Source organism: Paraglaciecola sp., assembly GCF_030730205.1.
Classification (GTDB): Bacteria; Pseudomonadota; Gammaproteobacteria; order Enterobacterales; family Alteromonadaceae; genus Paraglaciecola.
This window is the reverse complement of sequence record NZ_JANQVQ010000182.1, coordinates 1-13109: the sequence shown is the minus strand read 5'-3', so window position 1 is coordinate 13109 and position 13109 is coordinate 1. Positions and strand designations below refer to the sequence as shown.

General features: G+C 43.2%; 9 protein-coding genes. 6 read left to right on the top strand and 3 right to left on the bottom strand.

Going from position 1 to position 13109, the window contains the following annotated elements; all coding sequences use genetic code 11:
- Positions 1–228 precede the first annotated feature (228 nt).
- The 3 genes from NWQ57_RS12480 (at position 229) to NWQ57_RS12470 (ending at position 5629) form a co-directional block, all read left to right on the top strand.
- Positions 229–1110 (top strand): ABC transporter ATP-binding protein, encoded by an 882-nt coding sequence (locus NWQ57_RS12480; RefSeq protein ID WP_306022478.1) that lies wholly within the window; start codon positions 229–231, stop codon positions 1108–1110.
- A 10-nt stretch (positions 1111–1120) separates the two neighbouring features.
- The gene (locus NWQ57_RS12475; protein ID WP_306022477.1) at positions 1121–4678 is read left to right on the top strand and encodes a M1 family aminopeptidase; all 3558 of its coding nucleotides are present in this window, start codon (positions 1121–1123) and stop codon (positions 4676–4678) included.
- 66 nt (positions 4679–4744) lie between these two features.
- Positions 4745–5629: a DUF72 domain-containing protein gene (locus tag NWQ57_RS12470; RefSeq protein WP_306022476.1), complete on the top strand. Its 885-nt coding sequence runs from the start codon at positions 4745–4747 to the stop codon at positions 5627–5629.
- Positions 5630–5742: 113 nt separating this feature from the next.
- Here the strand turns inward: NWQ57_RS12470 and NWQ57_RS12465 are convergent, their stop codons facing one another.
- Together NWQ57_RS12465 and NWQ57_RS12460 are read right to left on the bottom strand one after the other, a co-directional pair.
- Positions 5743–6936 carry an ABC transporter permease gene (locus tag NWQ57_RS12465; protein ID WP_306022475.1) on the bottom strand — a complete coding sequence of 398 codons (1194 nt, stop codon included), beginning with the start codon at positions 6934–6936 and terminating at the stop codon, positions 5743–5745.
- Positions 6937–6946: 10 nt separating this feature from the next.
- Entirely contained in the window at positions 6947–7735 is a 789-nt protein-coding gene (locus tag NWQ57_RS12460; protein WP_306022474.1) for an ATP-binding cassette domain-containing protein, read from the bottom strand.
- 170 nt (positions 7736–7905) lie between these two features.
- Between NWQ57_RS12460 and NWQ57_RS12455 the strand changes: the two genes are divergently transcribed.
- Entirely contained in the window at positions 7906–8610 is a 705-nt protein-coding gene (locus NWQ57_RS12455; RefSeq protein ID WP_306022473.1) for a YIP1 family protein, read from the top strand.
- Here NWQ57_RS12455 and NWQ57_RS12450 read toward each other — a convergent pair.
- The gene (locus NWQ57_RS12450; RefSeq protein WP_306022472.1) at positions 8590–9426 is read right to left on the bottom strand and encodes a DUF3025 domain-containing protein; all 837 of its coding nucleotides are present in this window, start codon (positions 9424–9426) and stop codon (positions 8590–8592) included. The genes NWQ57_RS12455 and NWQ57_RS12450 overlap by 21 nt on opposite strands.
- A gap of 75 nt (positions 9427–9501) precedes the next feature.
- On the opposite strand from NWQ57_RS12450, the gene NWQ57_RS12445 reads away from it, so the two are divergent.
- On the top strand, positions 9502–11148 hold the full coding sequence (locus NWQ57_RS12445; RefSeq protein ID WP_306022471.1) for a M28 family metallopeptidase: 1647 nt from the start codon (positions 9502–9504) through the stop codon (positions 11146–11148).
- Between the two features lie 285 nt (positions 11149–11433).
- A complete protein-coding gene (asnB, locus tag NWQ57_RS12440) occupies positions 11434–13107 on the top strand; it encodes an asparagine synthase B (protein ID WP_306022470.1) in 1674 nt (557 codons plus the stop codon).
- Positions 13108–13109: the final 2 nt, after the last annotated feature.

Here is a 13109-nt window from a genome sequence, read left to right as displayed (position 1 = left end):
TTTTGGCAACGTTGTTGCTGACTGTGGCATGCGATTAAAGTGAATAAACGAATTCTTAGCTTTGTTATTTGTTTTGGTAAGTAAATATTACCTCACTGAGCTTGGGTAGTTTATTATTAATTATTTCAATAACTTAACCAGATCCACCACGTTTTTAAGGGCTATTTACCCCATCCCGTCCTCCTGTTACTCTGAGCATTAAAACGAAAAGCAAACAGGGATTTTACGATGCTCAATATTGTCAACATTACTAAAACCTATGCCAATGGTGTGAAAGCGCTTAATGGTGTCAACCTCGCTATTCCTAAAGGCATGTTTGGCTTGTTAGGGCCAAATGGCGCAGGCAAATCTAGCCTCATGCGCACTATAGCAACACTACAACAACCAGATAGCGGAGCGTTGACCTTCGACAATATTGATGTATTAACTCAGCCAAATGAGCTACGGCAACGCCTTGGCTATTTGCCTCAGGACTTCGGTGTTTACCCGCGTATTAGTGCTTATGATTTACTTGACCATTTAGCCATATTAAAAGGCATGAGTAACAGCGCGCTGCGCCGAGAAGCAGTAGATGGTTTGCTTGCTCACGTTAATTTATTTCAACATCGCAAAAAAGCCGTAAGTGGTTTTTCAGGTGGTATGCGTCAGCGCTTTGGAATTGCCCAAGCGTTGTTAGGCGACCCCGATTTGTTAATTGTAGATGAACCTACCGCTGGGCTTGATCCAGAGGAGCGAAACCGTTTTCACAATCTACTGGTGAGTTTGGGTGAACAAAAAGTGGTGATCTTATCCACTCATATTGTTGATGATGTATCAGAGCTTTGCCCAAGGATGGCGGTTTTAGGTAATGGCCAAATATTACTAGAAGGCAACCCATTAGACGTCACTGCGAAGCTCAACGGACAGATTTGGCGTAAGGTGGTATCCCTTGACGAAGCCACTGAACTTGAAAGCCAGTTGCCGGTGATATCAAAACGCTTATTTGCCGGAAAAACCGTACTAAATGTAGTGGCTAATGAGGCTCCCGAGGGTTTTGAAAGTACACCTGCCACCTTAGAAGATGTGTACTTTTCCACCTTACATCGCTCTCGTTCTGCCAACGTCGCATAGGGAGCCACTCATGTTATTTTCAATGCTTAAATTTGAGTGGCGGTACTTTGTACGTCAACCTTCGTTTATCGTCACCTGTTTGGTGTTCTTTTTATTGCCCTTTTTAGCCATGGTGGTTGATCAGGTACAAATCGGCTCTGGCGGTAATGTGCTGTTTAACAGCCCCTATGCTGTTACCCAAAGTATCTTGATCTTAGGGGTATTTGGGATGTTTATGGTGGTTAATTTTGTCGCCAATACTGCCACTCGCAATGACATCACCTTGATGTCTGAAATTATATCCACTAAACCGATCAAGCCCTTGCCTTATAACTTAGGGCGGTTTTTAGGGGCTTATTTAATCTGTTTAGCAGTGTTTGCCATGGTGCCACTTGGCCTATTTTTTGGCAGTATCATGCCCTGGTTAGATGCTGAACGATTGGGCTCAAATAGCGTTGGCCTTTATTTAGCACCGTTTGCGATATTTTCAGCCACCACACTTTTTGTATTGGCAAGTTTGTTTTATGCCGTTGCCCAACAAACCAAAAGCACCATGTCAGTTTATTTAGCTGCCCTGGGTTTATTTATCGCTTATGTGATTGCCGGTCAAGTGTTTGACGAACCTGACCAGCGCGCTATTCGTGCTCTTATAGACCCCTTTGGTTTAAACACCTTCGGTGAATATTCCCGCTATTGGACGGCTTTCGAGAAGAATAGCTTACTGCCAGCGTTTGACGGCTTTGTCTTGCAAAACCGTTTACTGTGGATAGGTATTGGTGCGACACTATTAATAGTGGGCGGCGGACTATTCAAACCTTTCAAACTCCCACAAACTAAAACCAAAAAAGCCGGCAAAGTCAGCGCAACAGAAATTGCGGTACTTAACCAAAACTTTCGCCACAAAAGCGTGGGGGGCAATAACCTAGGACAGTTTTTAACGCGTACTGTTTTTGAAATAAAACAGGTGTTTTTCAGCCCTGCATTTCTTATCCTGTTGTTGTTTTCAGGCTTTCAACTTATCGCTAACTTTTTCCAAATATCAGGCATGTATGGCACCCCCAACTGGCCTCTGACTCAAACGTTAGTGAGTTTAATTACCGGCTCGTTTTCTTTGATGCTGATTATTGTGATCACCTATTACAGTGCCGAAATTGTATGGCGCGAGCGAACCGTAGGAATGGGTGATATTGTCGACAGCATGCCTGTCAATAACCTCACGTTTTGGTTATCAAAATTAATCGCGGTTATTTTAGTTATTTTGTCGTTGTTTTTGTTTGGCGCGGTCTGCGCGATTGCCAATCAAATTCTGCATGGCTACGGTCATATTGAGCTGGGGCAATATATCGTAAGCTTACTGTATTTTAATGCCCTGCCCTTTTGTTTATTAGCGGTATTGGCTTTTTTCTTTCAAGCTCTAAGTCCCAATAAATACGTAGGCATGTTGCTATTTGTCGGCTATTTCTTTGTCACCTTGGCCTTTAGCCAATTAGGCATAGAACACAACATGTTTAATTTTGGTGAAGCCCCCTTACTGCAGTACTCAGATTTAAATGGCTATGGCTGGTTTTTACAAACTCAGCAGTGGTTCATGCTGTACTGGACTGCTTTGGCAGTTGTGCTTGGTGTACTGAGCTTTGGACTATGGCAACGGGGACCAAGCAATAGTCTGAAACAACGCTTTAGCCAATTAAGCTATCAACTGGGCAAACCAGGCCGAGCCGTTGGGATCAGTGCTTTGTTGATATTCATCGCATGTGGTGGGTGGATACACTACAACACCAAGGTTGTTAATCACTTCGTCACCAGTGATGAGAGCTTAGACATACGGGCTGATTATGAGAAAACCTACGGCAAATATGAACTGGCTGCTATTCCAAGCATAACTACCGTAGATGCAAGCGTGGATATCTTTCCAGAGCTGCGCCGCATTGAGGCCAAAGCAGCGATTAAACTTAGCAACCACAGTGACGAAGCAATATCACGCTTTTTGGTTAACTTACCTGAGCATAGCCGAGATGAAAAAGTCATTATCGACGGTGGCACGCTGCAAGAAGTTAACGAAAAATTCAACACCGCGTGGTTTGAATTTACTCAGCCCTTGCAACCAGGTGAAGAACGCGCCGGAGAATTAAGTGTGGTGCGTGAACATCATGGCTTTAAGAATTCATCAGAAGACCCTACTCTGGTAAAAAACGGGACCTTTATTGATAATTTTGCATTGTTTCCTAGCTTTGGCTTTCGCTCAGACGCCCGGATCAACGATCGACACGAAAGGCGTAAGCGGGATCTCGAGCCCCTAAAACGTGCCTACGACTTAGAAGACAGCAGCCACTACCAAGAAAGCTTTTTTGGTCCTGGCGTCGAGTTTATTGATTTCAGTGCAACCCTATCCACCAGCGCCGATCAATTTGCTATTGCGCCTGGGTATTTGAAAAAAGAGTGGCAAGATAAGGGCCGCAACTATTTTCGCTATGAAATGGATGCGCCAATGGTTAACTTTTTTAGCATTATGTCAGCTAAGCTAGAAAGTAAAAAAGAGCGATACAAAGGCGTTGATATCGAAGTTTACTACCATGCAAGTCATGCTTGGAACATCGATAGAATGATTGAATCAAGTAAAGATTCGCTCGATTATTTCCAGGCGGCGTTTGGCCCTTATCAACACAAGCAATTACGTATTATCGAGTTTCCAGGTTATCGCGGTTTCGCGCAAAGTTTTGCTAACACCGTTCCCTATTCTGAGGACATTGGCTTTACCAGCGACTTACGGGATCCAAAAGACATTGATCCGGTTTATTATGTGACTGCCCATGAAGTGGCACATCAATGGTGGGGCCATCAACTCAATGCTGCTAATGTGCAAGGTAGTGCGATTTTGTCAGAGACCTTGTCGCAATACAGTGCATTGATGGTGATGAAGCAGAAATACGGTGAAACCCGCTTACGCCAGTTTTTAACCTACGAGCTCGATCGATATTTACGTGGCCGTGCCACTGAACCACTAGAAGAAATGCCTTTGATGCGCTCAGAAAATCAGCAGTACATCCACTATCAAAAGGGCTCTATTGTCATGATGGCGCTGGAGCATAAATTGGGCGAAGCATACATCAATTCAGCCCTGAGTCAGTTACTTGCTGAGTTTAAATTCAGAACTGATCTTTATCCCACTACCCTAGATTTACTGCGTTATTTAAATGCCGACGCAAGTGCTGAGCAACAAAGTGTGATTCAGGAACTATTTGCGCAAATCACTATTTATGATCTGCGGGCCAATCAAGTAGCCGTTGAAACCTTGGCTGACGGAAGATTCAAGGTCACACTGACGGTTTCAGCTACGCAGTTTAGCGCTGACGGCAAAGGTCAAGAGACTGAGCAAGACTTTGATCAAGAAGTGGAGATTGCTCTTTTTAGTCATGATCCCAATGATTATAGTGTTGAGAATGAAGTAATTCATGCACACACTCAGCGTATAAAAAGTGGCGAAACCATCATTGAAATGACCGTCGATACCTTACCGACCTACGCGGGGATTGATCCTTTTGTTCGGTTTATTGATCGCGATACAGGCAATAATATTATTAAACTTTAACCACCTAATATTACCCCTCACTTTTTAATAACGTGAGGGGTAATAGCTCAAACAAGTAAAGTACCAATGAATCACTGTTATATTGGCTGCCCTATTTGGACCCACCCATCTTGGTTTGGCCATATTTACCCCACAAAATCAGCACAAGCCAATTCATTAGTCGCGTACAGTCAGTACTTTAACAGTGTAGAAGGGAATAGTAGTTTTTATCATCTACCGGATGTCGTCACCTTAGAAAGATGGGCAAAGTCAGTACCCCAAAATTTTAAGTTTACCTTAAAATTTCCAAGTACTATTAGCCATCAAGGAAACTTAAGCCAGAGTCATAAGTTAGTCGAGCAGGCCTTGATTCACTTTAGCGTGTTAAAGGATAAACTTGGCTCACTGATGTTGCAATTACCTGCAAGTTTTAACCCTGCGTCGCTTGATGCCCTTGCGTCTTTTTTGGCTGTGATCCCAACACAATTTAAGATTGCTGTTGAAGTCAGACATCCGGATTTTTTTGCCAAAGGTGACAGTGAACGCCATCTAAACCAGCTATTACAAGGCTTTAATGCTGACCGGATCATTATGGACACCCGGGCACTTTTTGCCTGTAATACTCACGCTCTCAACGCCAAGCAAGCTAGTTTAATCCGTGAGGTACAAGAAAAAAAACCGCGTCTACCCACCCATGTTGTGGCGACAGGTCAGCGGCCGATTGTGCGCTTTGTGGGCGGGGTAGATATTGAACAATCTAAACCTTTCTATCAACCTTGGTTACACAAACTCAAACAATGGCTAGACGAGGGTAAATCTCCGAGCTTATTTTTTCATATGCCCGATAACCAAGATGCCCCCTGGTTAGCTGAAGCATTTATCCACGATTTTAATAGGCTCTTTCCTCAGCAGCCCTTAAAGCGTTTTTCTTTGCCTCCGAGGTTTCGACAGCAACAAGGCATGTTTGACTGAATAGCGGTCTAGGCTTAACAAAAAAGCCGTTGTGGTAGCACCACAGCGGCTTTATTTTTTAATAAGCATTTTGCGACGTTCAACACACCTCGCTTGATATTTGGTGTCTACTATTATCTAAACAGGACTTTTTCCTGTTTAAACCAGTACACACAAAATGCTATCAAAGCGCCGGCAATAAGTACCGTCGAGCCAAAAATAGCGATTAATTGGAAATAGTCCATGGTGCCTTTTACTAACTCTTTCATCGCAAGTGCAACGTTAGTTAAAGGCACCCATGCCCATCCACCCTTGAGTTCTACCCCAGGTAGCAAGGCTAAAATAACCGGAATAATCACAAAGATGACTAACGGCCCCATATAACTTTGTGCTTCTTTAAAACTTTTGGCGTAAATCGAAATACTTAACAGTACCGCCGCAAAAATAGCGACGACAGGTACTAACATTAAAAAGATTAAAATAAAGTCCAGCACGCCAATTTGGCCCATAAAATCAGCGACAAACTTAACGGCCATGCCTTGACTCAGGACCAAGCCCCAGCCCGCCATACTCACCACGGTTATCAGCGCTGTCATGGTACCGGCAAAGGCAATAGTGAAAAATTTACCAAAGACTATTTTGTTACGATCTATTGGCGAAATTAACAAGGTTTCTAGGGTGCCACGTTCTTTTTCACCCGCGCCAATATCGGTAGCAGGAAACATCGCACCTTGCAGACACAAAATAAATAATAAATACGGCAACATACCGCCAATCTTTTCGCCCCAATTTTCTCTGTCATCTGCCGTATTGACTTTTTCTAAAACGATGGGTTCAAGTAAGGCTTGTTGTTGACTCGCTTCAAGACCAAGAGTCGAAAACGCTTCAAGCTGGAAACGATCAGATTGCTCTTTTACAATTTCATTGACTCGCTTATATACCAAATTCAACCCTGCATCATTTAAATACAGTTGAATCGTAGATTGGCCTGCTGACAACACATCAGAATTGTAGGAATTGGGAATAATCAGCACAAAATCGATAGTTTCATTGCGAATTAAAGTGGCGTAATCGGTTTCTGCGCCAATATCAACCAACTCAAATTTATCAGGTTGCTGCAGGTGATCAACAATAACCGGGGCATATTCAGCGCCTACCATGGCATATTTAAGTACCTTGGTTTCTGCTTTTTCGATGGCTTGTTTGGTTACAAAGGCCACACCACCAAAAATCAGTGGAAAAATTAACAGAGGCAAGGCAATCATAAAAAACAAGGTTTTCTTATCTCGTAACAACTCTTTTAGCTCTTTTAAAAATACTAACCACATAATTCTCTCCTTAAACCTGTGCGGTGCTTTGGCTGATGCTTGCCATAAATGCCTGATGTAATGATCCGTCTGCCAATGCTCTAAACGCTGCGGTTTCACCATCAAACATCGTGCGACCTTTGTCGATAACCACCACTTTGTCACACAGTTCATCAACTTCATCTAAATGATGGGTTGAAAAAATAACAGGGGTACCTTGCGCTTTTAATCGTCTTATAAATTCAAGTACCGTCTGCGTTGCCATAATGTCGAGCCCCGTGGTGGGCTCATCAAGAATCACCACTTCAGGTTCATGCACCACCGCTCTAGCAATCGCCGTTTTTTGTTTCATCCCGGTAGAAAAGTTTTCGCACCGTCTGTCTAAAAAGCTATGTAAATCAAGTAAATCCGCTAATTCTTCAATACGCTGTGCTGTTTTACTGGCTGACAGACCGTGCAACTGCCCAAAATATTCGATGTTTTCACGACCGGTCAATCGACCGTATAAGCCCGTTGAACCCGATAAAAAACCAATTTTTTGTCGAGCCAATAAGGGGGTCGTTAAGACATTGATGCCATTAATAGCCAAACTTCCTGAGTCGGGTTTCAATGCAGTCGATAGCATGCGTAAGGTCGTGGTTTTACCGGCACCATTAGGGCCAAGCAAGCCCAGTACTTGGCCTTTTTCACATTTAAACGATACATCAAGTACCGAATGGAAAAAGCGACCAACGAGACGGGGATCTTTCTTTTCTTGTTCACTGAGCTTTTTGGGATTTTCTATTTTGAATTTTTTAGCCAAATTTTTTATTTCTATCATTCCATTTTCCCTGTTGAGGTAATCGACTTTCTATAGTCAGCGACAGATTGAATTTATTACTCACGAAAGTAAAATAATCTATGTAACAATAATCCTATCCTAATGACTAGCTGTGTTTAAGTAGTAAATAAACGTCAATACGATGTTTTTAATAACAATGAGAATAACAAATGGAATCTGTGAATAATCCTTTTCAAGCTTGCTTTAATATTTTGCTGAAACCCAATGGCGTATTTGCCAAGGTACGTATGACCCATAACTGGTCATGGATCCCATTTTTACTGATTATAAGCGTTGCGGTTTTACCCGAGCTTTATTATTTCTCGACCGTTGATATCGATTGGTATCGTGAGCTGATGGTACAAACTACCGCGGCCAATATCAGCCCTAGCGAACAAAATGTCATTAGGCAGAGTTTAAACAAAGAAGTCTTATTGTGGAGCGGGACGTTTGGCGCGGCGTTATCCCTGATTATTGCTAACGTGATATTGGCCTTGTACCTCAATTTTTGTGCGAAAGCGGATGAAGAATGTGTAGAAGGATTTACCGATTGGTATGGCTTTTGTTGGTGGGTAAGTTTGCCCACCGTATTTGTGAGCATATTGGGCTTATTAGCAATAGCACTAAGTGAGAGTAATCAGATGTTGCCAACTGCGGTGCACCCCACTTCCATCGCTTATTTTCTATCAATTGAGATGAGCTCTGCGTGGTACGGTTTATGTCAGTCAATTCGCATAGAGCATTTCTGGTATATGTATTTAACCACGGTAGGTTTAGCGCAGTGGACACAACTATCAAAGCAGCGCATCACCGTGATAGCAATCGCCCCTTACGCCATTATTTGGGGGATTTGGTTACTTACCATGATATTTTGAGCGCGGCCTAAAATAGTCGTTGTTGTCATAGTAGCGTGGATCTTCGCTTGCCTCTGTCACGTCAGGAATACCTAAAAGTGGCAGAGGAAACAAACCATTTTTCTGAGCAAATACATTCTCATCTGTGATTTTTTTACACAATAGCTGGTCTGTTAGAGCCAGCTGTTCAAATCCTGACAAATCACCAAAACCAGACGGCACTTCAACACTCAACCATTTTCCGGTAAGACCAATAAAAGGTTGCAATAGCATTTCTAAATTGGCGTGCCCAAACATAAAGCTATGAATAGTAGCGCCCCACTGCCGGCGATTATCAACGAACACCTGCCGCCATTCGTGTTGCCGCAATAGCTCAGGCATGCGCCCTTGTATTGCGTTTTCATGCTGACCGCACTCAATCGCTAACACAACACCACATTCATCAAAATGCGTTAACTTATTGCGTCTGTGGCTACGCGGATGCAAACCAAATTGGGTGATATCCTCTATGTGCAACTGATTAAGCAAGCGTTTAGTCTGAGGAAACTGAAGCCAAATCAGGCCATTAAAAAAGTCATGCCAGTTGTCGGGCCGAGTGGGTATGCGGTGGTGGTTGAAAATGTATTGCTCGTAATAGTCTTCGTTATTACCCAATTGTGACTGGCAGATAAAATCAGGGCTATGATTAACATCAGCCTTTGATTGCCGTTTCAGTCGGTTTAGTCCTGCAGCGTTTGGCCATGTAGTAAATTGGGCAAAATCAAACAACTCGCTTAATTTTTTAAAGGGTAAAGATGATTGGTGGGAAGAAAAAGGCGCCAGCCAGTTTGAATTCATAGCGTAAATAAACTGTTTAAGTCATTAGATAGAAGGCTTTATAATGAGATGTCATTATAACTACAAGAGTAAACTATGAAACTTTACGACAAAACGCCTCTTTTGGGCATAGTAGCGGTGCTACTTGCTGCAGGGTGTTCAAAGCAAGCGACGACCGTCACTGAACAAACCGACAACTTCATCGCGGTATACGAAAGCATCAACAGCGACGATATCAAAACCCACATAAAAACCTTAGCTTCTGATGAGTTTGAAGGGCGCTCCCCCACCAGTAAAGGTGAAAAATTAACCTTAGACTATTTAAGCGCTGAACTGAAAGCCATGGGTTTACAACCCGGTAACGGCGACAGCTACTTACAAGCCGTTGAATTAGTCGAAATCACCGCTAAACCTGACATGAACTTACACATTGGTGACAAGCAATTTGCTTATAAACAAGATATGGTGGTGTCCTCTAAACGTGAAAAAAACACGGTTGAGCTGAAAGACTCTGAATTGGTCTTTGTCGGATATGGGGTTAACGCACCAGAATATGGATGGAATGACTACGAAGGTATTGATGTAAGCGGTAAAACCGTTGTGATCCTCGTGAATGACCCCGGCTTTGAAAATCCAGAGAGTGGTAAATTCCAAGGTCTTACCATGACCTATTATGGTCGCTGGACTTATAAATATGAAGAAGCCAGTCGTCAAGGCGCCGCAGCAGCACTTATCGTTCATGAATCAGCACCCGCGTCCTACGGATGGTCGGTGGTCGCAAACAGTTGGAGCGGCGCGCAATACGGACTTGTTACTCAAGATGCCAATGCAAGCCGAGTGGCCGTCGAGGGCTGGCTGAGCCTTGAGGCGGCGCAGAAAGTTTTTGCTGACGCAGGGCTTGATTTTAGCCAACAAAAAGCCTTGGCCATCCAAGGCCCTTACCATAAAGCGCTGGCACTTAACGCCTCGGTGACCATCGAAAACACTTTAAAAAAATCCACCAGTTATAACGTACTGGCCACATTACCTGGCTCAGTCAGCCCAGAAGAACATATTATTTATAGTGCTCACTGGGATCATTTGGGCAAAGACAGCAGTAAGGAAGGTGATCAAATCTATAACGGTGCCCACGATAATGCCACCGGTGTAGCGGCAAACTTAGCACTAGCCAAGGCTTACTCCTCTTTGTCGATTAAACCCAAACGCTCTATTAGCTTTTTGTTTGTCACTGCTGAAGAACAAGGATTATTGGGCTCAAAATATTATGCTGAACACCCCATTATCCCGCTGAATAAGACGGTTGCTAACCTGAACATGGACGCCCTAAGCGTATTAGGTCGCACCAAAGACGTGGCCGTAGTAGGAATGGGAAAATCAGAACTTGAAAATTATTTGTCTAAAGCTGCCCTGCGTCAGAATCGAAGGTTAGTGGAAGAAAGTCGACCTGAAGCGGGCGCGTATTTTCGCTCAGACCATTTCAGTTTTGCTCAGCAAGGTGTGCCTGCTCTTTACGCCAAGGGCGGCAACGAACCTATTGACGAAGCAACCGCTAAGTATCGCAAACGTACTAATGTCATCGTGACTGGCTGTTATCACCAAGTGTGCGATCAATACCGAGAAAATTGGGATCTCAGTGGCATCGTTGAAGACAGCCAACTGCTATTTGAAGTGGGTTACTTGATTGGAAATTCTACTGACTGGCCAAAGTGGAGTCCTAGTAGTGAATTTCAACGTAATAAATAATCAGGCATCTTAAGTCACTAACAAGGTAAGGTTAGTAACCTTGCCTTGTTAGGCGCAAAATCGTTGATAAAAGCAGCAATTCACTGGCGTTATACTTTGCAATAATTAGCTAGTGTAAAAAAATTACAGTTTCCACTTGCTTTTTTCGCTCAGGCTGGCAAATTCAATGACGCGCAAGCAAGAGCAACAGCAAACTACTTCACGCGAACCGAGGGGTTCATTCAGCGTTATCCGCCAATGTAACCAGCTATATCTTCTAACCCGCAACTCAAGAGAAACTTTTTTATGTGTGGTATTTTCGGCATTCTGGGCATCAAAACTGATGTAGCAGATCTTAGAACACAAGCGTTAGAGCTTTCCAAATTGCTGCGTCATCGCGGCCCTGATTGGTCAGGTATCTGGAATAATAATAATGCCATTTTGTGTCACGAACGTTTGGCCATCGTCGACGTCGATACAGGTGCTCAACCTTTAATCAGCCGAAATAATAACCAAGTACTTGCGGTAAATGGTGAAATTTATAATCACAAAACCCTCGAGAAAAACTTAGCGACACCTTATGAGTTCAGAACCAAATCTGACTGTGAGGTTATTTTGCCTTTGTATCAGCAAAAAGGTGTCGATTTTATTGACGAACTTGAAGGTATGTTTGCCTTTGTTTTATATGATGAAGAGCAAGATGCCTACTTAATTGCCCGTGACCATATGGGAATTATTCCGCTGTATACCGGTTATGATGAACACGGTAACTTATATGTCGCCTCTGAAATGAAAGCCCTTGTACCGGTGTGTAAAACAGTACAAGAGTTTCCACCTGGGCATTACCTGTGGAGCAAAAACGGGCAGTTAACCGAATACTACAAACGTGATTGGATGGATTACGAAAACGTTAAGAATAACCCAACTAATCTGGATGATTTAAAAGTGGCTTTTGAAAAAGCCGTTAAATCACATTTAATGTCTGATGTGCCTTACGGTGTATTATTGTCTGGTGGTTTAGATTCGTCATTGGTATCCGCCGTAGCGGCTAAATACGTCGCTAAACGGGTTGAAGACGAAGACAAATCTGATGCATGGTGGCCTCGATTACACTCTTTTGCTGTGGGCCTTGAAGGCGCGCCTGATCTTATCGCGGCACAAAAAGTGGCCAACATGATAGGGACTGTCCACCACGAAGTACACTTCACGGTGCAAGAAGGCCTTGATGCAATTCGTGATGTCATCTATCACATTGAAACTTATGACACGACCACCATCCGAGCTTCTACGCCCATGTATTTGATGAGTCGTAAGATCAAAGCCATGGGTATTAAAATGGTACTATCTGGTGAAGGTGCTGACGAAATTTTTGGGGGATATTTGTATTTCCACAAAGCGCCCAATGCAAAAGAATTCCATGAAGAAACGATTCGTAAACTGAAACGTTTACATATGTTTGACTGTGCTCGTGCCAACAAATCAACCTCAGCTTGGGGTGTTGAGGGCCGTGTACCGTTTTTAGATAAAGAATTTATGGACGTGGCAATGCGCCTTAACCCGCAAGATAAGATGTGTCTTGATGGCAAAATGGAAAAATGGGTCTTACGTAAAGCCTTCGATAATAACGAATATTTACCTGCAGAAATTTTGTGGCGTCAAAAAGAGCAGTTCAGTGACGGCGTTGGTTATTCTTGGATTGATTCTTTAAAAGAATTTGTTGAAACCCAAGTGAGCGATCAACAAATGGCCTCTGCTGCTTTTCGTTTCCCGGTAAATACGCCTGATACCAAAGAAGGGTATTACTATCGCACCATTTTTGAAGGTTTCTTCCCGCAAGAAACTGCAGCAAAATGCGTTCCCAGCGGCAAGTCAATTGCTTGTAGTACAGTTGAAGCCTTAGAGTGGGACGCAAGCTTTAAAGGCAATGCTGACCCTTCAGGACGCGCCATGCGTAACGTTCACTTACAAGCAAATAAATAGCT